Here is a 24,490-nt window from a genome sequence, read left to right as displayed (position 1 = left end):
GAAAATTACCTACCCCACGTGGCTCTGCGCACCCTTCTTGGCGTCGCACAGTTGTTTACTCAGGCGCTCGAACTCTTCGTGGTTCTTAAAGTGGATTACGATCCGGCCGCGTCCCTTGGACGACTCGCGGACGTCCACCTTCGAGCCCAAAGCCGCGCGGAATTTTTGCTCGAGCGACGCCAGGTGCTGGCTGCGTGGTCGCCGGGCCGGGCGTTCCTCCGCTTCGCCCGTCACCAGGCGCAGCGCGTGCTGTCCGTCGTCCGCCTGCACGGTCTGTTGCACCAGGTCCTCGACGCTGCGAACGCTCAGACCCTCCTTTTGAATGCGCTGGCATAATTCGATCTGCTCGCGCTCGCTGGACAGGGGCAATAGCGCCCGCGCGTGTCCCTGGGTGATCGTGCCGGCGCGGAGTGCGGACTTCACATCCTCGGGCAGCTCCAACAGGCGGATCAGATTCGCCACCGTCGAGCGGTCGATCTTCAGTCGCTTGGCCAGCTCTTCCTGCGTGCAGCCATAGCGCTCTAGATACTGTTGGAACGAGCCCCCTTTTTCCAAAGGGTTGAGATCCTTGCGTTGCAGGTTCTCGACGATGGCCAACTCGGCCGCCTGCCGATCATCGACTTCGCGGACCTGCACAGCCACCTGCGCCAGGCCGGCCTTGATGGCTGCCCGCAAGCGCCGCTCGCCCGCCACTAGTTGAAAACGGTCGCCTTGCCGGCGGACCACGATTGGCTGCAACATGCCGTGTTCTTGGATACTGTCGGCCAACGAGTCAATGTCGGCGTCGTTGAAATCATGTCGCGGCTGGTAAGGATTGCGATCGATCTCGTAGACGCTGACCGGTACCAAGACTTGTTCGCCTGCGCTGCTGCCAGTGCTAGCATCGGCGGGAGTTGCGGCGTCGGCAGCTGGCTCGCGCGCCGAGTAGCTTTCCAAGGGGCGACCGAGCAAAGCTTCCAGGCCACGTCCAAGTCGTCGTTCTTTACTCACGCTCGAGTACCTCCATGCACAGTTCCGCGTAAGCCCAGGCCCCTCGCGATCGCGGCGCATAATCCAGCACCGATTGGCCGTGGCTGGGCGCTTCGGCCACGGCCACGTCGCGGGGGATCACCGTTTGAAATACGATCTCGCCAAAAAAATCGCGCACCTCGTTGTCGACTTCGTGCGTCAGGTCCAACGTGTGGTCATACATCGTCAAGAGGATGCCCCCGAACTGAAGCCTTTGCGGATGAACGCTCATCACCTGGCGAATGACGTCGATCATCTGGGCCAGCCCTTCCATGGCGAAGTACTCGCACTGGATGGGCATCAACACCTCGCTGGCGCTGGCCAGGGCAGTGCGCGTCAGTTGGCCAAGCGACGGGGGACAATCGATCAGCACATAGTCGTAGGCGGTCAGCCCACCCGCCAGGTGCTGCCGCAACGTGGCGGCCTGACTCTCGGTGTGTTTGCTGAGTGTTTCGATATCTTGGAAGTTGCGGCTGCCGGGCAACACTTCCAGCCCCGCGGTCGAGGTGGGGCGCAGCGACTCTTGCAAGGGTGCCGTGGAGACCAATGGATGCCGCTCCGCCGGCTCGACTCCTAGCCCACTGGTGGCGTTGCACTGTGGATCGAGATCGATCAATAGTGTGCGCGCGCCGCTACGCGCCAGCGCGTCGGCCAGGTTCACGGCGGTGGTCGTCTTGCCGACGCCCCCCTTCTGATTCGCCACGCAGAGGATCCGGCTCACCTGGGCGACTCCCTTCGCTTGCCGCGCCGACCATCCATAGCCGGGCGGAGAATTCTAATCGGGACGCGCCGCCCAGGGATAGCCCAACCGTGCCTGTCGCCAGGTCAGGCTGGCCGACGTAAGAATTCTGCCACCGAGGACACAGAGTTTTTAAATACGACAATGCCGCGCCGGAATAGCGGAGACGGCGATCAGGACCGGCTGTCCAGATTCCACCACGCGCGATGTTTCACGTGAAACTGCGCATAACTCCTGCACTGACTGTTTCACGTGAAACACGCCATCTGCGCAATCATCGCGAACCTGTTTCACGTGAAACGTGAGATCCCCGGCACGAGACAAGACTCGGCATCTCCGTGCCTCAGTGCCTCTGTGGTGAAATCACGCCAGCAGCGGCCGGCCGCTACTCGAGCGGATTAATTACCAGCCCGCTGAGCAGCTTGGGATAGAAATAGGTGCTCTTGGCCGGCATCCGTTCCTGGTGCCGGCTGATCGTCTGGATGTCGTCGACCGTGGCCGGCATGACCAGGACCGCCAACGGAAACTCGCCCGTTTCGATCCCTTCGACCACCTCGTCCACCAGGTGGACGTAGCGGGGCTTTGACAGGTCGGGGCCGGCCAGCAGCGTGTCGATCACCAAGCGATGCAGAATGCTGACGCCCAGGTCCCGCCAGGGCTGGCTGTGCTCGGGGGCGATTTTGGCCAATCGCTCACGGCCGGCCGGAGTGATTCGGGCCAGCACCCAACGGTCGTCGGCGGCCGCGTACAGGCCCAGCGTTCCTTGATCTCCTTCCCCCTCGATCTCGCTCCAAATCGTGGGTGCCAGGTCTCCCCCTTCGCCGGCAACCCGCGTGGTAAAGGCATTTCCCAGCTTGGCGATCAGGTCGGTCGACTTCATGGCCGGCAGGCCGCGGAACAGCCGGTGCGTGGGAAGCACCACCATGCCGGGGTCCTCCATGCCGACGCACATCATCAACACCGAGTTGGCCGGATGATTGCCGGTCAGCGTGCCGGCGGCCGCCAACTCGTCGCGGTAGTTGCAGGCCGTCTCGTAACGGTGGTGGCCGTCGGCGATGAATACCGGCTTCGGGCCGATCGACGCGGTGACCGCCGAAATCACGTTTACGTCGGTCACCATCCACATGCGGTGAATGACGCCCAAATGGTCCGTGGCCTCGACCGGAGGCACCGCCACGATCGCATTTTCGAGTAGCTGCTGGGTCTCGTTCTGCGGATCGGGATAGAGCCCAAATATCTGGCTCAAATTCGCCTTGCAGGCGCGGGTCAGCAGCAGGCGGTCCTGCTTAGGGCCGGACATGGTTTCTTCGTGGGGATAGATGTTCCCTTCCCCGAAACGTTGCAGCTTGATCCGGGCCATGAACCCGCGCCGGGTGTGCGTCCGGCCAGCATAGTCGAACTGCTGGTGATAGACATAGATGGCCGGATCGGGGTCGGTGGAAAGGATCCCCTCGCTGCGCCAGTTCTTCAGGAACTTGGCCGCCCGCGCGTAGCGGCTGGTCGTCGCATCATCCCCCGGCTCGTCCCGGTTGAGGATCAACCGCACGACGTTGGCCGGATGCCGCTTGTAAAGCTGGTCCTGCAATTGCGGGCCAATCACGTCATAGGGCGGAGCGATGACTTCGCTCAACGAGCCAACGTGTCCCAGGTCATAACGCAGTCCGCGGAAAGCTTGAATTTCGGGCATGGCAGCAAAGAGTGGTTTCGCGTGCTGAAGGTGGTTTGCCTGCTCAAAAAAAACAGGGCTGCGGGTGTTATCCCGCAGCCCTGGCGAGTTGTCAAACGGTCCGCCTGTGGGCCCTTGCGGCAGCCCGACAAGTCTTTGTCGTTGCCGATGCTGGCCTGGACGGCTCTCGCTTTTAGTACCGGTAGTAGTCCGGTTTGAACGGCCCTTCGGTCGGGATGCCAATATACTCGGACTGCTTCGACGTCAGCTTGGTGAGCTTCACGCCCAGCTTGTCCAGGTGCAGCCGGGCCACCTCTTCGTCCAGCTTCTTGGGCAGCACATGCACGCCCAGGCCGAACTTATCAGCCTCGGTCCAGAGGGCCAATTGGGCCATAACCTGGTTGGTGAACGAGTTCGACATGACGAATGACGGGTGCCCCGTGGCACAGCCCAAGTTCACCAAACGGCCTTCGGCCAGGATCAGAATCGAATGCCCATCGGCGAACGTATAACGGTCGACCTGCGGCTTGATCTCGATCTTTTTGACGGTCTTCTGGCCGTTCAGCCAGGCCATGTCGATTTCCAGGTCGAAGTGGCCAATGTTGCACACGATGGCGTCATTGGGCATGACCTTCATATGCTCGCCCATGATCACGTCACGGTTGCCCGTGGCCGTGACAAAGATATTGCCGCGTGGGGCGGCGTCGTCCATGGTCGTTACTTCGTAACCTTCCATCGCGGCCTGCAAGGCGTTGATTGGGTCGATCTCTGTAATGATCACCCGCGCGCCCAGCGACTGCATGGCCCGGGCACAACCCTTGCCCACGTCACCATAGCCGGCGATGACGACGACCTTGCCCGCCACCATCACGTCGGTGGCCCGCTTGATGCCGTCGGCCAGCGATTCGCGGCAGCCGTACAAGTTGTCGAACTTGCTCTTCGTGACGGAGTCGTTGACATTGATCGCGGGCACCTTCAACTCGCCGCGGGCGTGCATCTGGTACAGACGATGAACTCCCGTGGTGGTCTCTTCCGACAGGCCACGGATGGCCGCCAACATTTCGGGATACTTCTGGTGAACCATGCATGTCAGGTCGCCGCCGTCGTCCAGAATCAGGTTCAGCGGCTGACCGTCTGGGAAGATCAACGTCTGTTCGATGCACCAATCGAACTCCTCGGCGCTCATTCCCTTCCAGGCGTAGACCGGCACGCCGGCCTTGGCGATGGCCGCGGCTGCGTGGTCTTGGGTCGAGAAAATGTTGCAGCTGCTCCAAGTGACCTGCGCGCCGAGCTCGACCAACGTCTCGATCAGCACGGCCGTCTGGATGGTCATGTGCAGGCAGCCGGCGATCCGCGCGCCAGCTAGCGGCTTCGACTTGCCGAACTTGTGGCGCAGCGCCATCAAGCCTGGCATCTCGTTCTCGGCCAGTTGGATCTCTTTGCGGCCCCAATCGGCCAGCGACATGTCTGCAACTTTGAACGGCAACCGCGTGTCGACCTGGGCCACGGATATACTCCTTGTGAGGGGCATGCAAAGGGAGTTTTGCTTGCGAAGTGCCTGTTCGGCAATCCGCGATATCTTAGTCAGCCACGCGTTGCTTGTCGAATGCGCCACGCGCGGCTGCAACGAAGGACCGCATTTTCTCAAAGTCCTTAACACCCGGCCGGACTTCGACGCCGCTGGCCGTATCTACGCCCTGGGGGCGGACCGTGCGAATCGCCTCGGCAACGTTATCGGGCCGCAGCCCGCCGGCTAGGACCAAGGGAGTAAAACCCCCGCTGGCCGCGAAGCGGGCCGCGGACTGCCAATCGGCCACTCGCCCGGTCCCGCCAAACTGTGTGGCGTCGTAGGCATCCCACAAAATCATCTGTGGCAAGCAGCCAAGATCCCGGCACGCGGCCAGATGTGCTAGCACCTCGTGGTCCCCCTGCGGACCGACGCGCACGGCCTGCATGATAGGCGTCTGGCCGAGCTGTGCTTTCAGCTCGCTCACTTGGTTGGCAGTTTCATTCCCACTGAGCTGCACGAGTTCCAACCTAAGCTCATTGGTAATCGCATGCACCTCCTCGGGCGGTGCGTCGACAAAGACACCCACGGCAAGCACTCGCCCACGGATGACGTCCATGATCTTCTTCGCGGCGCCCACCTCGACGAAGCGCGAGCTCGCGCGATAGAAGTTCAGCCCGATCGCATCGGCGCCGGCGTCGATGGCCGCCGTGGCGTCTTCGGGTCGTGTGATGCCGCAGATCTTGATGCGAAACATGCTAGCAATCGGTGTGATAGCAACCGGTGACAGCGGGTTGATCGAAACGTGGACGATACGTGCGCTCTGGTCATTCTACGTCCACATGGCGTATCCGTCATGTCAGGGCCGCATGCGCCTCTCACCATGCCCCTGAAACCGCGGGCATGACCAGAATGCTCGGACGCGCGTGGAGCGGCAGGGGAGCCGCTGCCGAATGTACTTATGCCCAAGGCGTCACCGGGGCGGTGCGTGTTGGGGTGTGCAAACAAGAGGGCGGACCGAGGAAGATAAGGCAAGCTGCGATGTACGAATCTTTTTTCCAGCTATCGCGTCGCCCGTTCGCGGCCGCGCCCCAAATCGAGCAATTCTTCCCGGCCCGCGCCATCGAGGCCGCCCGCCGCACGTTGGTGCGTTGCATCGACCGTGCCGAAGGGGTGGGCGTGCTGATCGGGCCGTCGGGAACGGGCAAAACGCTCGTTGGCCAGTTGCTGCGACATCAGTTCGGCGAAGCCTACGAAGTGGCCCTGTTGGGAACCACGCGCATTGATTCGCCGCGCGCTCTGCTGCAGGCGATTTTGTTCGAGCTGCAATTGCCCTGCCGTGGTCTGGACGATGGCGATCTGCGATTGGCGCTCGTGGATCATTTGACGCACGCCGCGACGCGGCGCGACGGCATGCTGCTGATCGCCGACGAGGCCCACACGCTGCCGGCCCGCGTGCTGGAAGAAATCCGGCTGATCACGAATGTCACCGTCGGCGGGCAGCCGCGGGTGCGCTTCGTCATGGCCGGCAGCCCGCTTTTGGAAGAGCACCTGGCCAGCCCGAAGTTGGAATCGTTCAGCCAGCGCACCGCCGCGCGTTGTTACCTGGAATCGCTCGATCGTCGCGAGACATTCGAATACGTTCGCGCGCAACTGACCAAAGCCGGAGTCGGCGCGCAGCAGATTTTTTCCGAGCCCGCCCTGGAGGGTATCTACCGCGCGACGGACGGCGTGCCGCGGTTGATCAACCAGGTGTGCGATCACGCCTTGGTGCTGGCCTGCGCCGGCGGCATCAAGCGATTGGGAGAACGCGAAGTCGAAGAAGCTTGGGCCGATCTGCAGCAGTTGCCTACCCCCTGGAGCGCCGCCGCGCCCGCCACGCATGGAGACGCTGTGATCGAGTTCGGGCAGTTGGACGACGATGTCGATCTAACTTCGGATGCTCCGCACATCGGCCTGCGGCTGGCGCCGGTGCAGGACGAATCCGAACTCGACCTTGAATCCGATCGAGACGAGCTAGCGCGGTTCGACGGTGCCGCTACGCTCGACGATGCTGAGGAATTGGATACTGCGGTCGCGTTCGATCGAACAGCGCCGCTAGATCCGGAGCAGCAGCTCGACGCCCTGGAAGATCGCCTGGCGTCGCTGGAAATAGGCGAGCCGCCGCGTCGCGCGACCAGCGTCGAAGTGGCCCATTCGACCAACCCATTCGCCGAGCGGTTCGACCAGGAGGAAGTGATCGTCGATCGGTTCCCTTCGGCGCATGCGGCGGTATGGGATCAAATGCCACACGTTTACTCTGCCGAGGGACGCGTGTTGGCAGCGCTATTAGAGCCGTACGTACAAACGGCCAAACCCATCGAACCTCCGGCCCCCGTGGCCTGGGCCGATACTGACAACGACAACCTGATCATCATCGAAGAAGACGATCCAGTGCTGCTCTCGGCCGCACGTCCGACGTCGGATCGCGTGTATCGGCAGGAATACTCGCAACTGTTCGCCAAGCTACGGCGCGGATAGTTGCCCTGCGCGAACTTCCGCCTGGCCGACGAGCCATTGCAGACCTTCGCGCACTTGATCGTAATCCAGACCTAGTCGAGCACGCGGGTCGCCATGGTCGGTCGACTTCACGATGGCGCCGGCGTCGATAAGTTGCTGCAGCGACTGCTTCGACCAGGTAAACCGGCCCTGGCTGTCTCGCAACGTGTGCGTGAGCAGAAATGATCGCCCCTTCGCTGCGGCAAGCGATCCCGGCCACTCGGTAGGTAATACGAGCAACGAAATATAGGAGCCGGTTACCGCCGTTGACTCTTGCATGGCAATCGCGAACGCTGCCGGCACGCTCGAATTCCAGGCCAGCGTGAATACGAAGCGACGATCGATTGAGTGCCGCCGGCCGATGTCCTGGATCACCGCTTCGACAAAATCCTCGCTAAAAAACAGCGGCGGGCCAATCTCCTCGATGTAGTGACCGCGCGTGGGCCAAACTATGGCTCCTCTGTGTGGAAGTGCGACGGGCTCCGCGACAATGAACTCCTCGCTCATGGCGTACTTGAGCAAGCGCCGCACCATCGGCGCAAAAGCTGGGCCGCCGTTCCCGCCTGTTATCGCGACCACCAGTTTGTATCCGGCGCTCGGCGCTTCGACAGCGGCGCGAGGGCCGTGCAGAAAGTAGCGCATCTGGTCATTGCCCGCCACCGTCGTGTCGATGCTGGGAACATCGTGCAACTCATCCCACTTGTCATCGTCAGTGGACTCGTGCCAGGCGAATGAAAGCGGCCGCCGAAAATCGGGGATCGCGATCGCTTGCACATCGGCCTGGTACTGGTACTTGTTTTCCTGCCACCATTGCAGCCACCAAACAGCGTCATGCGATTCGTCGTATTCGACATCCGTGAGCGACCAAGGCTGGCGTGGGTCGTAGCCGAGACCAAAGAAGCCCACGCGATATGCCGTGTCGCTCCTCGGCACGGCAGCAATCAAGCCGATCAAATACGGAATGGCGTGCGGATCGTCGTTCGCACGTAGCGCCGCTGCATATTCACCGATTTCTGGCTCGGGCTGCGGTCCGGCGCGGCCCGAGGCGTTATAGCTCTTCCACGCTGCAACGAGCTCCGGAGCCAGCCGCAACTTGGCTTGCAGCGTGTCAATGTCGTCGGGATACGGCTTGCGCCGCCGGCCGAAGTCCGATTTATCGAACCGGGGAATCGGGATCGCGCGCACGTCGGCCGGGTATTCGGCTTTGTGCTGCTCCCACCAACGCCTCCACCAGGCCCCATCGTGAAACGCGTCTTGCTCGACATTCGCCATTGTGCCCAGCATGTGGTAACCAATGCCACATAGCGTCGACGACGAGTTATCGGCCTCGATCACACCGATCAATAGCGGGATGGCCCGCGCGCCGTCGCGCGCGAAAATCTCAGCGGCGACGTCGGTGACCCATTCGAACTCCTCGTCGATCAACTCGAACCGGCGCAGTTGTACGCTCAGCCAGTCGCTACGCATCGCGCGGTCATAGTCCAGCATGGCCCGCGCCAATCGCTCTTCATCGCTGCCGGTGGGCCACTTCGTATCCTGCCGTTCGATCCAGAAGAATAGCGCGCCACCGAGCACGCAAACGAGCAAGGTTCCGGCAACCAGTCCCTTGGCCCCTGCGCTTGACGACATAGAATATTGCTCCTCGCAGCTCCGCGCCCCTGGGTGGCGCGCCGCTACCGTGGCACCTCGGGATCGTTGCCATGACTCGCCGCCTGAGCCTCTTGCCAATCGAACGATAAAGGTGTTTGGTAATCGGGAATTTCGATCGCGGCGACGTCGGCCGAATATTCGTTCTTATGGTCCTGCCACCAGGCCAGCCACCAATCGACGTCTCCGCTGAGCTCTTGATAAGACCTTCCCATCACGCGGTCGAGATACTTTCCAGATCCTAGCGGCACCTCTTCAAATTCGCTTCCGGCCATGATGAGTTCGCCCAGCGAGTTCTGAAAGTCTTGGGCGCCGCGACGACTAACCTTACCCAGGCCGATCAAATACGGGATTGCGTGGGGGTCCTGATGCGAAGCTAATGCCATGGCATATTCCTGCTCGCGAGCGCGCGGCATTTTGCCGGTCTTCGGAAACGCGGCCCACTCGCGCACAATTTCCGGCGCCAGTCGTAACTTTCCCTGCAGCGTGTCCGTATCTGCGGGAAACGACGTATAGGCCCGTCCGTTGTCCGACTTGTCGAACTCGGGAATGCCAATCGCCTGCGCGTCGGCGGGAAAATCCTGCTTGTGCGAGTCCCACCACCGCCGCCACCACGGGCCATCATGAAACGGACTGTACTCGACGTTCGTCAGGCCGCGCAGCACGTGGTAGCCAACGTTGTAGACCGTGTCGTAGGAATTGTCGGCGTCGATCACGCCGATCAGTATCGGGATCGCCTTCGGTCCGTCGCGCACGAGAAGTTCTTGCGCGACTTTGCCCACAGGCGGCGTTTCATGATCGTCGATGTCGATGCCCACGACTTGCAGCACCTGGCTAAGCGTGTCGAGACGCCGCTCGCGGTCGTGGGCCGCAAAGGCCCGTGCAAAGCGTTCTTCGTCGCTCCCTGCCGGCCACTTCGTGCTTATGGGACGCGCCTTAAACAAAAGCGTGACAGCGACGCTCAGAACCAGCAGCAGTCCGACCGCGATCAATCCTCCTCGTCTGCCCCACGACATGGGAACGTGCTCCACTTGTCTCGCAGGGTTGGAAAGTTGTTCCATCACGGTCGGACTGCTGGGATCGTGGCTATTCGCTGCCGCCGGCCTTGGCGCGGGCCAGCTTTTTCTGCAGTTGCCCGTCGCTCGGGTTGGCTTTGGCCAACTGCTCCAACAACGGCACTGCTTTCTGGAATTCTTCCTTTTCAAGATAGGCATCAGCCAGGCCCGACGTGCCGGCATGTGGGCCGGGCACCTTGTCCACCATCTCTTGCCAGATCTTGATTGCGCCGTCGTCGTCTCCTTGGCTCATCAGCACCCGCGCCAGTCCATTCATCGAGCCGGCCGCTTTTGGATCGGCTGCCAGGGCTCGCTCGAAGTAGGGCTTGGCCTCGTATGCGTCGCCGCCGCCGAGCAACAGCCAGCCCATTCCGTTCAGTGCGTTGGCATCCTTTGGTGCTTTGGCGAGGATCGCCTCGAAGACGGCCTTTGCCTCGTCGCGTCGACCTTGATTCATCAATTGCCAGCCACGCCCCACCGTGGCCGTCCCCTCGACACCTGGTTTCGCGGCCGCTACCGGCATAGGAGCACTTTCCGGCGGCTCGATCTCGGCACGCAATTCGTCGGACAGCTTCTTCGCTTTGGCGGCTTTGAGCATCGCTTCGCACGTCTCGTCCGCTCCATCCGCGGCAGCCGCTTTTCGCCCCCACTTGGCTGCCTGATCGAACTTCCCTTCCAGGAGATAGATGCGGGTCAAGCCGTACCAGGCCGCCGACGCGCCGGGCGAAGCAGCCGCCTTCAGCAGATACTTCTCGGCCTTGTCGTATTTGCGTTCCAGGAGTGCCAATTGGCCCAGGCCGTTCAGGGCCGCGGAATGTTTCGGCTGCATTTTAATGACACGTTGGAATGCTTTTTCGGCCCGCTCGTGATCGCCGGAATTGAAGCTGGCCCAGCCCAAGCCGTTCCAGGCTCCGGCGTTCTGCGGATCGAGTTTCACGGCTTGTTCGAATTTGCCGAGCGCGGCGGCGAAATTCTGACTCTGAAACAGTTGCCAGCCGGTCATAGAAAACTGCGCCGCTTGTTCGGGGTTGGGCGCGGGGGCCGCACTTTCGGCCGGCGCGGCATCGGGCGCAGCCGCGGCCAGTTGTAATTGCTGGTCTGTCTTAGCCTGATCGTTGTTTGTCGTACCGACCGGCCGATCGATCGCCACGGCCGCCACAATTGCACAGAGTGTCGCCAACATGAGAGCCCCTCCTAACGAAAAAAGAAGCAATCGCCGCTGGTGACGACGCCGTTCGTCGTCCTTGAGCGACCTGACAAGTAATTGATCCGCGCGCCGCATCGCATCGTCGAGACGCGCTTGTTCATCGAACGATCCACTTCCTGCACTGCCACGCGATCCTTCGACGTAACCGCTATTGCCGCGCGGACCGTCGTCACGTGACTGGCCGAGACTGCCTTGCGTCATAGCCATACCTCCGCAGTCAGATTCGTTTGATGAGCCGTGCAGCGTCTGCCGCTGTGGTCTGCCCCTGGTCGACGGCATCCAACAGGTTGCCGTGTACACGTTGGGTTTTGGCGATCTCGCCCCGCAATGCTTCGATCACTTTGTCCAGCCGCGAACGGATGGTGGGATACGAAACCCCCACCTGCTCGGCGATCTCTTTCAAATTGCCACCGGCCAGCACGAACATCTCGATAAACCGCTGATGCTCGATCGGCAGCCCGGCCATCCGCGACATGGGAAAATCCGCGATGATCGCCACCCGACAGGCACCGCAGGCCATCTGCGTAACGGTCATCGCGGTGCCGCAGTAGGGGCATTCATTGCTGACAGGCAGGCGGTCGGCCATGCTGGTTTCACTTTCTCAATAATCTATAGCAACAGAAATTAACAAACTCAATACAAAAGACATAAAAAATCATAAAAACGAACAAATCGAGTCGTTCCACCTTAACTTTGACAAGCCGCCGCCCGGAGTTCGATGCAGGTTCCCGACGCGGCTGGCCGCAGGAGGTAACGCAGCAACGCAGCAATGGGCTTAACGCGAAATCGTCCGGCCCGCCGCCTGCCCTGCCGGCGGCCCCAGCACCGTGATTCCGCTGCGCGTGTCTGGCAAAGCCACCCGCGGACGCGACAGCGCGTACGCGATCGCGCAGGCCCCGATCATGCCTGCCACGGATACGAACATGGTGGGAAACGGTGGCAGATCCACCAAAAACGAATACGACAGGATGGCTCCCGCGATCGGCGAGCCGACGAAGGTCCCCAGATCGAACATCGCCAACACCAGCGTCGTCGCCAGCCCGCGATACCGCATGGGAAAGGGAGCCGTGCCGGCCGCGATGACCGACGGAAACAGCAGCGCATGGGCCACGCCCAAGAAAGCCGCCGGCAGGCACAACAGCCACTGGTTCGTGGCTACCGTGAACAGCAGCATCCCAGCCACCATCGCCGTCAGCCCCAGATACAACACTCGCCGGTTGCCGATCCGCGCCGGCAGCCCCCGCGCGAGAAAACGCGAGCAGAAGGCCGTGGGACAATAGACGGCAAAGAACAGGGCAATGCCCGGGATGCCGATCGATTCTGCATAAGGGCGCAAAAACGTCCCCGGCAGACTAAGGCCAAAGCCCGTGGCCGCCGAGGCCAGCAATACCGCGCCCGGATGATACCGGCGCATCAGACCGAACGGCGAAACATGCCGCGAGCGCGGCTGGAAGCTCTCGCGCCGTGTGGCCAGCGCGCAAAGAAGCATGTTCACGCCCCCGAGCGCCGCCGCCAGCACGAACATTAACCGCAACCCATAAAGGGTCATGGGTGCCCCGCCCAACAGCGCGTCTCCCAGGGCCGTGCCCAGCACCATCGCCAGGAATCCCGATGTGCCCAGCATGCCCACCACTTCGGCCATGCGGGCGCGCGGCGCGCGGGCGGAAATGAACGTGATCGAGGCGCCAAAGAATCCGGCGATCGAGCAGTTGTACCCAATACGCAGCAGAAAAATCAGCGGCCCTTCGGCCTGCGTAACGAACAAATGTCCCAGGCAGCTCACAATGAAGAGTAACGACGAGAGCAGCCACATCTTGCGAGGACCGTAGCGATCGATGCCCACACCCTGCGCCACGCGCATGACCAGGCTGCCGACCATGCCGATGCCGACAATCCATCCCAACAGCAACTCGCCGCCGCCGAAAAAGAAAACCACGTCGGCATAACGGAACAGCAGGCTATGGCCAGTCATGATCGCCAGATTGGCCACATACGACAGCCAAAAAGCTGTGTCGTACGTGACGCCCGTCGTCGGCGGCAGCGTATCGCGGACGGCCGGCGGATGGATCGAAGGAACGCGGCGGATCATCGTACCTGGCGCGAGAGTTCTGCCGAGAGGGCGGGTAATTGTCGATTATAGGACCGCTGCCGACGGCGGGGCAGGGCGAAACTTAATGCCGCCGCGGGGTTTCATACCGAAGGGTGGGCTCGCGAGATAGGCAATGGATTTACCTGGCCGGCACCAGAGAGAGCAGGGCCGCGCACCCAGGGATGAGCCAGTTTGCGTTAAGGGACGCATCGACGGCCATTCCGCTTGCTGTTGTTTCCTGGCTTGCCTATAAGAAGGTGGGGATAGATGGCGGGATTGTTGGGAGGTAGCCGTGGAAGGCACGGTGCAGATCAAGCGCGCCTGCGGGCATAGCAGCCCCTATACGTTCAAAAAGAACGAGCGATACGGGAAGCAGCGACTGGAAAACTTCTTGAAAAAGAAGTGCCCCGCATGCACGATTGCCGCGATCGCGGCGCTAGAAGCAAAGCAAAAAGCTGAGTCGGCGGCGCTTAAGGCGATCGCAAAAAAGAAAGCGTAACGCGCAGCCGCCGTGTGCCGATGCACGCCGCCCGCCTTTGCTCTTGCGGTGGCGCTGCGCGCTGGGCAAATCGATGTGCCCATCAACTATTCCGCCCGATTAGGGGCCGCCCCTGGGTGGTGGCGCACGCGTTCCTGCGGCACTTCACGCGCGGATCGACGGGCGCCCACGCGCGAATTAGAATAAACCCACTTTTCCACCCGGGACCAGGCCTGAAACTTCGCCCTCAGAGCGGCCGATTTGCTCGCGGGCGTCTCGTTCGACCAAGGGCCCGGCCCCTACCCGTCGCTCGCCGTGTGGTACTCTTTTTTAAGACGCAGTCCGAGCGGCCTGCCAATCGCGGAACCCCCGAGCGTTCGATGTCGCAGCGGACTCTGGTCGCCTTGACGACCTACAACGAAATCGAGAATCTTCCCGCGCTGGTCGACGCCATATTCGCCGCGGCGCCGGATGTCGAATTGCTGGTTGTCGACGATAACTCGCCTGACGGCACGGGCAATTGGGTGCGGGAAAAAAGCGCCACCCTCGCACGGCTGCATTTGTTGGCCCGACCGGGCAAACTGGGACAAGGCAGCGCCGTCATCGCCGGCCTGCGCTATGCCATCGAGCACAGCTTTGATTACGTGATCACGATGGACGCCGACTTCAGCCATCATCCGCGCTACATCGCGCCGCTGCGCGCGTCGATGAACGACCACGGTGCGGAGCTGATCGACGTGGGGATCGGCTCGCGCTACGTGCCCGGCGGGGGCGTCGTGGGTTGGCCGTTACGGCGGCGGATGATGAGCAAAAGCATCAATTGGTACACCCGGCTGCTGCTCCGTATGCGCACCCGCGATTGCAGCGGAGGCTTTCGCTGCTACCGCGTGGCCAAGCTTGCGCAGCTCGACTTCAGCCAGCTCATCTCGCGCGGCTACTCGTTCCACGAGGAGATGTTGTGGCGCATGAAACGCCTAGACTGCCGCCTGGGCGAAACCGCTATCACCTTCGTGGACCGGGTCAAGGGACAGTCGAAGATCAATCTCTACGAAGCCTGGACCGCGCTCCGCGTCATCTTTCGCCTCAGCCTGAGCGAACGCTTCGGCCGCCACTAGCGCGAGCTACGCACGCCATCTGTGCGCCGCACGGTGCGCCGCCATGCGCGAAATGCGGCCGCGCCCGCGGCTGAGCTAACTCTTCGCCTTGTCGCCGAGCAACTCGGCCAGCTTGGCTTCGATCGAGCTGGCCCAGATTTCGTAGCCCTTCTCGGTCAAGTGCAGGAAGTCGGGCATGGTCTCTTTGGGAAGCGTGCCGTCGGCCGCCAGAAACTTATCGCCGATGTCGAGATAGACCACGTTCTTGCCGTCCGCCACGTCGCGGTACAACTGGTTGGCCTGTTTGTTCACCAGCCGCTTGGCGCCATCGGGCTTTTCATCGCGCGGAAAGATACCCAACAGCAGGATCTTAGTCTCGGGCAATTTGCTGCGCAGCTTGGCGACGATCGCCTTCACGCCGGCGGCGATATCTTCCGGCTTGGCCCCACTGCCGCAGTTATTCGTGCCGATCATGATCACCGCCACCTTAGGCTTGATGCCGTCGATGTTGCCGTTGTCGAGCCGCCACAGCACGTGTTGGGTCTGGTCGCCGCCGATGCCGGCGTTCATCGCGTGCCGATCGCCGTAGTACTTCTTCCAGACAGCATTGTCGTTCCAGCCCTGAGTGATCGAATCTCCCAGAAAGATCACGTCGACGTTGCCTTGCTTGGCGCGGTCGTTGATTTGCGTGTGCCGTTCGAGCCACTTGGCGTCACGCGGAACGGGCACGACCGAGGCCGGCTCATCGGCCTGCGCCGTCGAAACGGCACTGATCAAAAGAATTGCGAAGCAAGTGACATAACTCAGGGTGCGATGCATGGTGACACTCCCAACAGTTTGAAAAAAGTAATCTGTGACAGCGTAATTTGTGACAGTGCGATTTTGAGAATTACGCCGAGAAAAATGCGGCGTGATCTAAAACGGTGGGCTAACAGCAATTCACCGCGAGGCGTTTTGCTGCATGACAGTGGAACGCGCCGTTCTGGGCCAGGCAGGGTCTGGCGTAGGCAGGAAGCAAGCGGAAGCGCGAATTCTAGCAACTATTCCGAGGCGAACCGGTTAAATGAGCGTTTTCTCAACGATCGTAGTATCAACCGGACGCACCTCGTGAGCGTTGTCCGGTGGCACCTTTAAATCGTGGCGACGAAGCAAGACCGGCCCGACGTGCAGATGCGGCGCTCGACGAAATCATCGTCCGGGCCGAGCACGTGCTGCGTGAGGTTGCACCAGCAATGACCATCGCCGACTTGGCCATCTTCGACAGCCGGATTGGCGCAGCCGGTGATGAACATTCCTTTGGAGCGCAGGTGCCGACAAGAGGCCTGCCCCGCTTCCGCGTCTGGCAGGGTGTGTAAGTTTTCGATTGCCATGTAGATCATCCTCGTCTGGAAGTTCAACGGTCGTGATGCGCTGCGACCAGTCCGCCATAGTGTCCGTTACCGCGGCCGACGGCTTCTAGCCACTTACCAGGTCGATGCCTCCGGTCTCTTGTCCGGCCGCCAGCAGGATGGCCCTGCGTACGGCGACGCTGGCTAATTGCACTTTATAGCCGTTATCCGAAAGTGGCGTTGCAGCCTCGACTGCTGCCTCGCCCGCCGCGGTCGCAGTGGCAAGGTTTACTGGCTGGCCGATGAGCGCTTGCACGGCCGCGTACGATACCCAAGGCGTGGGCGCGACCTGTCCCAACACGATATTGGCGTCGCGCACGATGCCATCCTCGATCCACAGTGCTACCGCGGCGCTGGCCAAGGGGAAATCGGGGCCAGCCGTCTGGCGAACCTCATAGGTGGCATTGGCCGACCGCTCGCCACGCGGCAACAGGAAATGCGTCAGCAATTGATTTGGACCGATCACGTGCTCTCGCTGCCGCTCGTCGCGCGGCGTGCGAAACAAGGCTTCGACCGGAATGATGGTTTCTTCCTCGACACCAGGCCCCACGATCCGGGCCCGCGCGTTCAGTGCGATCAATGCCGGCGCGATGCGCGACGGCGACACGAATTTGGCCGGCCCGGCATTGGCAAAAATCGCGTGATAGCGATTGTCTCCCTCCTCGACACAACGACCGTCATCTGCCAACAGCCCATGACCGCCACGGAAATACCAGCATTGCGGACGCTGCAATAATTCGCCCCCGATCGTCCCTTGAGCTTGCAACGTGACGCTGTTGATACCCGCGATAGCCTGACCAATCGCAGGAAACTCGGCCAGCTCAGGCGATTCGAGCAAATCGTCGAGCGAGGTCACTGCGCCGATCGTAACGCCCAGCGAGTCGGCCTCGATACCGCGCAGGCCCGCTACTTCGGTGATATTCACGACGCGCCGCGGCGTGACGATCATCTTGGCCATCAGCGGAACAAGGTCCGTGCCGCCGGCCAATATCGCCGTCGATTCGGCATCGTCGCTCAATAGCTCCAGCACGCCCAACGTATGAGTCGGTGCCGCGTATTCAAAGGCTTTCATCAGACTTTCCTCGCTTTCGCCAAAGCGTCAAGGACTCGTTTAGGCGTTAGAGGCAAAACCGGCACACGCACGCCCAATGCGTTGCAGACGGCGTTCGAGATGGTCGCTCCGGGGCTGATGACCGGAGGCTCGCCCAATCCGACGACGCCGCGGTTGTATTCGCTATCGGGCTCGTAGATTTCCACGACAATCTCGCCAATGTCCCCCAGCCGCGGCAGTTTGTAGTCAGCGATCTCGGCATTCAAAAACACGCCGGTCGTGGGGTCCATGATCCGCTGCTCGAAAAGGGCATAAGAGATTCCCATGATCGCCGCGCCGTACATCTGGCTCTTGGCGGTCTTGGGATTAATGACCAGGCCCATATCCTGGACCATGACGAACTTTCGCATGCGGACGACGCCGGTGTCCTTGTCGACTTCGACTTCGGCCATCTGCACGCCGCCGACCTGCGAGCTGGAAAGCCCCTGATCGTCGCGGCGTTTGAACTCTCCCTTCACCTCTAGCGGCATCATGCCCAACAAGCTGCAGGCGTCTTTCCACGACAGCGATTTCTTGGCGTCTCCCTCGACCGAGATCTTGCCGTCCTTGGCCACGAGCGTGTCGGCCTCGACGCCCAACTTCTTGGCCACCAAATCGTTGACCTGTCGCAGCGCGTCTTGCGCGGCGCGGCGGGTCGATTCGCTGACGCTGGCGATCGTGACGCTGCCGCCCGAGGCCGCGCTGGGCGGATACTTCGAGCTGCCGATATTCACCTTCACGGCCGAGAGCGGCAGGCCGAACGTCTCGGCCGTGACCAAAGCGATCACGGTCCGCGTGCCGGTCCCCAGATCCTGGCTGCCGAGCGTGGCTTCGACGGCGCCGTCGGGGTGAATGGTGATGTTGGTGTTCGACGGCTGACCGCCACCACCCCAGGTGTGAATGGCCATCCCGAGGCCACTCACGACCGAGCCCTTGGCAGGGCCTTTGCCGTGCGCGTGCCACTTGGCCTTCCAATCCATCAGCTTGGCGGCGATCTCCATCTCGGCCTTGTAGATTTCTTGCTTCTCGTTCGAGACGGTCGGCAAATTGCGCAAGAAAACGTCGTAGCTGTCCAGGCCGAGCTTGCCCGCGATATCGTCGTACGCGACCTGTGTCATCGCGCTTCCCTGCGGATGATTGGGAGCGCGCCAGGCGCGCGACGGACTGGCGTTGGTGATGATCGGAATCGCGCGGCGGCGGCGATTCTTGGGATTGAACACGTACGGGATCACGCCCTGGTCCACGCCCCCCAGCGTAGCGCCAAAGGTCCCCCAATGTTCCGAATCCCAAACCTTGACCACGCCGTTCTTGTCGGCGCCGATCTTGACGTTGATATATCCGCTGGGGCGGCAGCCGGCCGTCTTCAGCTCGATATCGCGATCCAACATCAGCTTCACCGGCCGACCGACTTCCTTGGCGATCTTGGCCGCTGTGACGTTGAAATTGTCGACCTGGAACTTGCTGCCGAAGCCGCCGCCGATGAAATCGCAGATCACGGTCACGTCTCCGGCCGTCAAACCGAGCGGCGTGGCGAACTGGCCGGCCGTGCCCGAGACGTTTTGCGTCGACAGATACGCATTCAGCTTGTCGCCATCCCATTGGCACGTGGCGCCATGAGGCTCCAAGCACATGTGCGTAATGACGTCGATGCCGTAATGCCCTTCCACGACCACATCCGACTCTTTCAGCAGTCGGGCGATCTCTTCATCGGCGAATTTCTCTTCGTCGGCGTCGTCCGGGGCTTCTTTTTCGAGCTGGGTATTCTTGGCCGGTTTGCCCGTGCGCTTGGCGGCCTCTGCGGCGGCCAGATCCTCGTCCTTGACGAAGATATCGAGCGCTTCGTACTCGACCTTGATCGCCTTCAGTCCTTCGGCCACGGCCGCTTCACTTTCGCCCGCCACGGCCGCGATGGGATCCCCTTCCCAACGAACTTCGTTCCCTTCGACCTTCATCGCCATGGCCTTGACGACGCCGGGCACTTTCTCGGCGCCGCTTAGGTCAATCGACTTGATCTTGCAATGCGCGTGCGGGCAACCCAAGACGCGGGCCAGCAACATCCGCTCGGGCGCGACATCGTAGGTGTATTTCGCCACGCCGGTGGCCTTGGCCATGCCGTCGATGCGATCGTGCGGTTTGCCGATCAGCGAGGCCGTGCCCCGCTCGGGCCAGCTGTATTTCTTAGCCACGCTTGCCTCCCTTCACCACCTCGACGGCGGCCATGATCACATTGGCGTAGGTGCCGCAGCGGCAGAGATTGCTGTTCAGCCCCTCGCGGATTTGCTTCTCGGTCGCCTTAGGGTTCTTGTCCAAAAAGGCCCGCACCGCCACGACAAAGCCCGGCGTGCAAAAGCCGCACTGCATGGCGTCGTTGTGCAAGAAGGCGACGGGCACGGCGTCCGGTTTGTCGCCGCCCAGGCTTTCGACGGTTTGAATTTTCTTGCCGACGCAGGCGATTGCGAACACGGTGTTGGCACTGGCCGGCTTGCCATTGATGATCACCATGCTGGCGCCGCTGGAATCGTCGACGCTCACCGGCTTGGCCCCAGTGAGATTCAACTTGTAGCGCAACGCCTCGAGCAACGTCGTGCGTGGTTCGACCGGCAATACGCGCTCGCGGCCGTTGACGTTCAACTTGATCGGCGTGGCGCCAGGGCCGACGAGTTTCGATTTTTCGTCGGCCGCTTCGGCGACGCCCGAGCCAGTTGCCAGCGCCGTGGCCGCCGCCGCGGCACCAGAGCCTTTTAAGAACGCGCGACGGCTGACATTGCTGCCGCCGCCGGAGAAGGGTCGTTGATCCGCCATAGCAGAGCACCTCCGCGGGTCAAAGATGAAAGTCGATGCCTAAGAGCCACCGCCGACGCACTTCGCCACAAGAGTGCCCGAGATTGTAGCCGTTCCTCAAGTCCTTTCAACTAAATGGATGTCCAAGCCTTGGGGACCTGTACTGGCAAGCCGTGCCATCGCGGCGTGCTCGTCGCGACAGGCGGGGTGCCTGCCGACGTGTAATCGCCCCAAGGAACGGGGCCCTGCGAGCGCCAACTTGCTCGCCGCCGGCGCCGCGTTTAGGATGGCCCACGATTCCTCGAGTCGTACGCTCGCGCTTAAGCACGTGCCTGGGCCGGCGTCGGCCGCCAAAAAATCGTCTTGGACTCTTCGCATGACTCGCACCCAACAGTTTTCCATTCTGCCCACGCTCCTCATTGCTATCGGGGCACTGTGCTGTCAGGCCTCGTTGGCGCAGGCCGCCGACAATCAACCACCCGCGGGCTTCACCGCCTTGTTCAACGGCAAAGATCTGGCCGGTTGGAAGGGTCTGCCTGCTGGCCCGCTCGATAATCCCGCCAAGCAGGCCAAGGCGCCTGCCGGCGAATTGGCCGCCGCACAAAAGGCGGCCGACGAGGATATGCGGGCCCACTGGAACGTTGCCGACGGCGCGCTCGTTTTCGATGGCAAGGGACGCAGCCTCTGCACGGCCAAGGACTACGGCAACTTCGAGCTGCTGCTGGATTGGAAGATTCTCAAGGATGGCGACAGCGGCATCTACCTGCGCGGCACGCCACAAGTGCAAATCTGGGATCCGGATTTGAAAGTGGCGGACGGCGTAGGCTCGGGCGGCCTTTACAACAACCAGAAGAATCCCTCAAAGCCCACCAAGAAGGCCGACAAACCCGTCGGCCAGTGGAACACGTTTCGCATCAAGATGGTCGGCGACAAAGTCAGCGTTTGGCTGAACGGCGAGTTGGTCACCGACAACGTGGTGCTGGAAAACTTCTGGGAGCGTGACAAGCCACTCTTCCCCACCGGCCAGATCGAGCTGCAAAACCACGGCAACACGCTGTACTTCAAGAACATCTACCTGAAGGAGCTGCCGTAGAACACAGAGAATTCCCGCAGTTGCTCGACAAGGCCAAAGCGCCTGCGGCGAATACGATTTGCCACCGAGGGCACCGAGGACTCAGAGAAGAAGAAGGAAAAAGGGCCAAAGGGTAGAGAGAAATTACGGAGCAACAGATGGCGTTGCACACCGCGATACGGCCGACGCGCAAATAAAATCCTTCCACCTCGGTGATCTCTGTGCCCTCGGTGGCAAGAATCTCTTTCGAATTCTGTCCTCACGGTGGCAGAAGACGGCTTTGGCATTTCCGGGCCGCTACTTCTGAACAAAGTCGAGCACCGGCTCGAATGTCGCAGGGGGGCTTTTCAGGCATTCCACCGCGCGACCGATGAGCGTCAGGCTGGGGATGTCGTAGCGATCGCCCTGAGTTTCGACCAGAGCGTACAGAGTCCGGCAGGCCTCGTCCCAGCGTCGCGACTCGAATTGCGTAAGCGCCGCTTCGTAGCCCTCGCACTGCCGCTTCCAGCGCGGATCGTCTGGCGCGGCCGAATGCAGTTCGAACACATCGAGAGGCGTGGCAATGCCCGCCACGCGCACTCGGCATAGCCGGCGGGTGGCAAAGGAGCCGGCTAGCTCCTTCCACGTCGATTCGCTCACCAGCGCTTTCACACCCAAATGCTTGGTCAGCCCCTCCAGTCGACTGGCGAGGTTGACCGTGTGCCCCAGCGGACCGTATTTGAAACGTCGCCGGCTGCCGATGTTGCCAACCCGCGCGACGCCGGTGTTGACTCCCAGCCCCAGGTCGAGCGGCTTACCCAGCGTCTGCTGCCACGATTCGTTGAGCGATGGCAACTCGTCGAGCATCGCCAGCGCCGCCCGGCACGCCAGCACGGCGTGATCGGCTTGCGGCGCCGGGGCATTCCACATCGCCAACAGGCCATCGCCGATGTAGTCGACCACGACACCGCCATGCTCGACGATCCGCGCGGTCAACCTTTCCATCACGTCGCCGACCAACTGGCAGGTCGCCGTCGGCGACAATCTCTCTGACAATCCCGAGAAGCCGCGGATATCGCTGAACAACACCGAGATCTGGCAATCGCGCCCCTCCAGCATCGTCGGATCGGCCTGCAATTGGTTCGCCAGTGCTGACGAAAAGAACTGCTCGAACTGCACGCGCGAGCGGGCCGCCTCGGCTTCTTGATGCTGCCGCGCCAGTCCGGCCCCCACCGCCGCCGCCAGCAATTGCACCAACTGCGCTTCCAACGGATGAATGGCCGGCCCTTCGCTCCCCAGGTTGCGATAGCGCTGGCCGTAGACCGCGCCGACGACCTCGCCCGAGGGGTCGACGATCGGCGAGACCACGACCGATTCGATGCCGGTCAGACTCTGCGTCGAGGCCACGTCCAGCGTGCGATAGAACGTACGCCGCTCTTCGACAACATGCGCAAGCGCCGTGCGGCTGTACTCTAGCGGTTTGCCCGCACGCCGCGCGTGGTTGGCCATGACTTCCCAATCGTTGCCGCGCCGCAGCAACACTTGGGCCCCGTCCAAGCCGATCAGCCCCACCACGGCCTGCGCCGTCTCTTGATAGAACTGCGCCGAGCCCGCGGCCGCACGTTGCACCGAGATCACCGTCTCGAACCATTGCGTCAGCCGCTCGGGTGTAATCGGCTCGCGGGCGTCAACCAGGTTCAACGGCGCGACGATGGCCGCCTTGTCCAACGGAGCCGGTTTAAGAATCGTCTGCCACGAATCGGGCCCCTGCTTTCCGCCCTGCTCGAATTCGATGGTGATCCGTGTCGTACCAATTCGCATTTCCAGCGGCAGATCGAACTCGCCGGTCGTGCCCACGTCGATACTGCTTCCCTTGCCCACCAATTCGATGGGCGTGTGGCGGCTGATATTTTCGACGTGCAACCGCCCCTGCCGCTCGGTCACGCGCAATTGATCACGGGATACAAAGGGATCGTCCACGATCACGCGGGCTGTGTCCCCCTGCATCACACGGCCAAACTCCAGCGGGCCGCTGGCGTGCGACAATTGCCGCTGCTGCTTGCTGTTGTGAACAGTGACGCGAATCATGGGCAGGAGGCAAGCATGGTGTATGTCATCAAAAGTGCGGCCGACCACAGCAGGTGCCGGGGCGTGGCTAGCGGTGTTTCAGGCCCTTCCGCCGCGCCCTCAAGCCTACGTTGCGGGGGGCGTTCGAGGCAAACCCAACTTGGCGGGCCCAACTTTGCGGGCCGCCGGAGAAGCCACCGGCCAAGCTGCCGGGCGGACCACCGGCATGCGGTGCGGTAATCTCCATGCACAGCAATCCGCTCTGTGCCGGGTGCCACGGCTGGCTTTCCCAGCCGTGCACATCACCACAGGATCCACAACCTCGTGTGGACTTCATGCAACGGTTGGTAGGCGCAACCACTTTCCCGCACCCGCGCACCATCACGGTAGAATCAAATGCATGGTAACGCCCCCGCCCCGCCGCCGCTGGTTCCAGTTCGGACTGGCTCAGATGATCTCCGCATTCATCTGCCTCTCTATAGACGCGGCAATTGTAGCCTCTTGCGTTCGCCAATCACGGGGACCGTTCGATCGTCCGGTGATTCTCATGCCACTATGGTATGCGCTGCCCGTTGTGGGCACGATACTCGGCCTTGGCATCGGATTACTTGTAGAGCGACCGCGGCTTTTCTCGCTGCTGGGCTTTGTCGCAGCAGTGGCATATTGCCTGTTCATTCTCGCGGCCCTCGGCTTCCCACCGATTCTGCCACGATCAAATTGATGCGCGCATCATCCGCTACCCGAAGCCTGGTAGTGATGCCGTTTGAGAATTTCAAGAGAATGCGGGGCAGTGCGTTATTGCAGTCAAGGCGGTTTACGATCAACGTATCGCCAAGCCGCGAGGGCTCCAATGCATGCGCCGATTATTGCTCCGGTCAGGTCGCTCTTAGCGGCCTCTCCGAAGCCGTGGTCATAGCCGTGGACTAGGGCCAAAATCAGAGCCCCTAAGTTCGACTTTTGCAGTTTTACGCCGCCATTGTGACGGTGTATTCCAGTAGTTGTCGTATTTTTCGCGAGCCCGGGCCGGCCAGGCGTAGTTCAAAAACCTTTTGTCGCAGACTGCGGCGGCGCAGGGTGGCGAGCAT

The 24,490-nt window shown here is 61.7% G+C and carries 20 protein-coding genes; 4 read left to right on the top strand and 16 right to left on the bottom strand.

What is annotated here, in order from left to right; all coding sequences use genetic code 11:
* Nucleotides 1-9 precede the first annotated feature (9 nt).
* From VGG64_16910 to VGG64_16890, 5 genes are all read right to left on the bottom strand, one after another.
* Nucleotides 10-990 carry a ParB/RepB/Spo0J family partition protein gene (locus VGG64_16910; GenBank protein ID HEY1601285.1) on the bottom strand — a complete coding sequence of 327 codons (981 nt, stop codon included), beginning with the start codon at nt 988-990 and terminating at the stop codon, nt 10-12.
* Entirely contained in the window at nt 983-1,729 is a 747-nt protein-coding gene (locus VGG64_16905; protein ID HEY1601284.1) for a ParA family protein, read from the bottom strand. The genes VGG64_16910 and VGG64_16905 overlap by 8 nt, the downstream gene beginning before the upstream one ends.
* Nucleotides 1,730-2,132: 403 nt before the next feature.
* A complete protein-coding gene (locus VGG64_16900) occupies nt 2,133-3,434 on the bottom strand; it encodes a DUF1015 domain-containing protein (GenBank protein HEY1601283.1) in 1,302 nt (433 codons plus the stop codon).
* Nucleotides 3,435-3,606: 172 nt separating this feature from the next.
* Nucleotides 3,607-4,920 carry an adenosylhomocysteinase gene (ahcY, locus tag VGG64_16895; GenBank protein HEY1601282.1) on the bottom strand — a complete coding sequence of 438 codons (1,314 nt, stop codon included), beginning with the start codon at nt 4,918-4,920 and terminating at the stop codon, nt 3,607-3,609.
* Between the two features lie 73 nt (nt 4,921-4,993).
* Nucleotides 4,994-5,677, bottom strand: a complete 684-nt coding sequence (locus VGG64_16890; protein ID HEY1601281.1) for a phosphoribosylanthranilate isomerase — start codon at nt 5,675-5,677, stop codon at nt 4,994-4,996.
* A 284-nt stretch (nt 5,678-5,961) separates the two neighbouring features.
* Here VGG64_16890 and VGG64_16885 point away from each other — a divergent pair, with 284 nt between their 5' ends.
* Entirely contained in the window at nt 5,962-7,440 is a 1,479-nt protein-coding gene (locus tag VGG64_16885) for an AAA family ATPase (GenBank protein HEY1601280.1), read from the top strand.
* Here the strand turns inward: VGG64_16885 and VGG64_16880 are convergent.
* The 5 genes from VGG64_16880 to VGG64_16860 all read right to left on the bottom strand — a co-directional run bounded on the left by VGG64_16880 (nt 7,426) and on the right by VGG64_16860 (nt 13,456).
* Nucleotides 7,426-9,087 (bottom strand): hypothetical protein, encoded by a 1,662-nt coding sequence (locus VGG64_16880; protein HEY1601279.1) that lies wholly within the window; start codon nt 9,085-9,087, stop codon nt 7,426-7,428. The two genes, VGG64_16885 and VGG64_16880, sit on opposite strands and share 15 nt — an antisense overlap.
* A 44-nt stretch (nt 9,088-9,131) precedes the next feature.
* Nucleotides 9,132-10,121: a hypothetical protein gene (locus tag VGG64_16875; protein ID HEY1601278.1), complete on the bottom strand. Its 990-nt coding sequence runs from the start codon at nt 10,119-10,121 to the stop codon at nt 9,132-9,134.
* Between the two features lie 70 nt (nt 10,122-10,191).
* Nucleotides 10,192-11,568 carry a tetratricopeptide repeat protein gene (locus VGG64_16870; GenBank protein HEY1601277.1) on the bottom strand — a complete coding sequence of 459 codons (1,377 nt, stop codon included), beginning with the start codon at nt 11,566-11,568 and terminating at the stop codon, nt 10,192-10,194.
* A 16-nt stretch (nt 11,569-11,584) separates the two neighbouring features.
* The gene (locus VGG64_16865) at nt 11,585-11,953 is read right to left on the bottom strand and encodes a DUF2089 family protein (GenBank protein ID HEY1601276.1); all 369 of its coding nucleotides are present in this window, start codon (nt 11,951-11,953) and stop codon (nt 11,585-11,587) included.
* 189 nt (nt 11,954-12,142) lie between these two features.
* Complete coding sequence (locus tag VGG64_16860) at nt 12,143-13,456, bottom strand: MFS transporter (GenBank protein ID HEY1601275.1); 1,314 nt, start codon at nt 13,454-13,456, stop codon at nt 12,143-12,145.
* 292 nt (nt 13,457-13,748) lie between these two features.
* Between VGG64_16860 and VGG64_16855 the strand changes: the two genes are divergently transcribed.
* Nucleotides 13,749-13,955: a hypothetical protein gene (locus VGG64_16855; GenBank protein ID HEY1601274.1), complete on the top strand. Its 207-nt coding sequence runs from the start codon at nt 13,749-13,751 to the stop codon at nt 13,953-13,955.
* A gap of 359 nt (nt 13,956-14,314) precedes the next feature.
* Entirely contained in the window at nt 14,315-15,049 is a 735-nt protein-coding gene (locus VGG64_16850; GenBank protein HEY1601273.1) for a polyprenol monophosphomannose synthase, read from the top strand.
* Nucleotides 15,050-15,124: 75 nt separating this feature from the next.
* On the opposite strand, the gene VGG64_16845 is transcribed toward VGG64_16850, so the two are convergent.
* From VGG64_16845 to VGG64_16825, 5 genes are all read right to left on the bottom strand, one after another.
* Nucleotides 15,125-15,847 (bottom strand): platelet-activating factor acetylhydrolase IB subunit, encoded by a 723-nt coding sequence (locus tag VGG64_16845; GenBank protein ID HEY1601272.1) that lies wholly within the window; start codon nt 15,845-15,847, stop codon nt 15,125-15,127.
* A gap of 311 nt (nt 15,848-16,158) precedes the next feature.
* A complete protein-coding gene (locus tag VGG64_16840; GenBank protein ID HEY1601271.1) occupies nt 16,159-16,398 on the bottom strand; it encodes a hypothetical protein in 240 nt (79 codons plus the stop codon).
* Nucleotides 16,399-16,483: 85 nt separating this feature from the next.
* On the bottom strand, nt 16,484-17,488 hold the full coding sequence (locus tag VGG64_16835; GenBank protein ID HEY1601270.1) for an FAD binding domain-containing protein: 1,005 nt from the start codon (nt 17,486-17,488) through the stop codon (nt 16,484-16,486).
* Nucleotides 17,488-19,692, bottom strand: coding sequence for a xanthine dehydrogenase family protein molybdopterin-binding subunit (locus VGG64_16830; GenBank protein HEY1601269.1), 2,205 nt, complete (start codon nt 19,690-19,692; stop codon nt 17,488-17,490). The genes VGG64_16835 and VGG64_16830 overlap by 1 nt, the downstream gene beginning before the upstream one ends.
* The gene (locus VGG64_16825) at nt 19,685-20,308 is read right to left on the bottom strand and encodes a 2Fe-2S iron-sulfur cluster-binding protein (GenBank protein HEY1601268.1); all 624 of its coding nucleotides are present in this window, start codon (nt 20,306-20,308) and stop codon (nt 19,685-19,687) included. Before VGG64_16825 ends, VGG64_16830 begins: the two co-directional genes overlap by 8 nt.
* A 355-nt stretch (nt 20,309-20,663) precedes the next feature.
* Between VGG64_16825 and VGG64_16820 the strand changes: the two genes are divergently transcribed.
* A complete protein-coding gene (locus VGG64_16820; protein ID HEY1601267.1) occupies nt 20,664-21,380 on the top strand; it encodes a DUF1080 domain-containing protein in 717 nt (238 codons plus the stop codon).
* Nucleotides 21,381-21,656: 276 nt separating this feature from the next.
* Here VGG64_16820 and VGG64_16815 read toward each other — a convergent pair whose 3' ends face one another.
* Complete coding sequence (locus VGG64_16815) at nt 21,657-23,426, bottom strand: adenylate/guanylate cyclase domain-containing protein (GenBank protein HEY1601266.1); 1,770 nt, start codon at nt 23,424-23,426, stop codon at nt 21,657-21,659.
* Nucleotides 23,427-24,490: the final 1,064 nt, after the last annotated feature.

It is taken from the genome of Pirellulales bacterium (genome assembly GCA_036490175.1).
GTDB lineage: Bacteria > Planctomycetota > Planctomycetia > Pirellulales > JACPPG01 > JACPPG01.
Note: the sequence above shows the minus strand (reverse complement) of the source record. Positions and strands in the feature narration are given on the sequence as shown.

Coding starts and splice junctions, on each gene's coding strand:
- VGG64_16900 (HEY1601283.1), bottom strand. CDS start 3,434: ATGCCCGAAATTCAAGCTTTCCGCGGACTGCGTTATGACCTGGGACAC.
- VGG64_16890 (HEY1601281.1), bottom strand. CDS start 5,677: ATGTTTCGCATCAAGATCTGCGGCATCACACGACCCGAAGACGCCACG.
- VGG64_16885 (HEY1601280.1), top strand. CDS start 5,962: ATGTACGAATCTTTTTTCCAGCTATCGCGTCGCCCGTTCGCGGCCGCG.
- VGG64_16880 (HEY1601279.1), bottom strand. CDS start 9,087: ATGTCGTCAAGCGCAGGGGCCAAGGGACTGGTTGCCGGAACCTTGCTC.
- VGG64_16875 (HEY1601278.1), bottom strand. CDS start 10,121: ATGTCGTGGGGCAGACGAGGAGGATTGATCGCGGTCGGACTGCTGCTG.
- VGG64_16870 (HEY1601277.1), bottom strand. CDS start 11,568: ATGACGCAAGGCAGTCTCGGCCAGTCACGTGACGACGGTCCGCGCGGC.
- VGG64_16865 (HEY1601276.1), bottom strand. CDS start 11,953: ATGGCCGACCGCCTGCCTGTCAGCAATGAATGCCCCTACTGCGGCACC.
- VGG64_16860 (HEY1601275.1), bottom strand. CDS start 13,456: ATGATCCGCCGCGTTCCTTCGATCCATCCGCCGGCCGTCCGCGATACG.
- VGG64_16850 (HEY1601273.1), top strand. CDS start 14,315: ATGTCGCAGCGGACTCTGGTCGCCTTGACGACCTACAACGAAATCGAG.
- VGG64_16845 (HEY1601272.1), bottom strand. CDS start 15,847: ATGCATCGCACCCTGAGTTATGTCACTTGCTTCGCAATTCTTTTGATC.
- VGG64_16840 (HEY1601271.1), bottom strand. CDS start 16,398: ATGGCAATCGAAAACTTACACACCCTGCCAGACGCGGAAGCGGGGCAG.
- VGG64_16835 (HEY1601270.1), bottom strand. CDS start 17,488: ATGAAAGCCTTTGAATACGCGGCACCGACTCATACGTTGGGCGTGCTG.
- VGG64_16825 (HEY1601268.1), bottom strand. CDS start 20,308: ATGGCGGATCAACGACCCTTCTCCGGCGGCGGCAGCAATGTCAGCCGT.
- VGG64_16820 (HEY1601267.1), top strand. CDS start 20,664: ATGACTCGCACCCAACAGTTTTCCATTCTGCCCACGCTCCTCATTGCT.
- VGG64_16815 (HEY1601266.1), bottom strand. CDS start 23,426: ATGATTCGCGTCACTGTTCACAACAGCAAGCAGCAGCGGCAATTGTCG.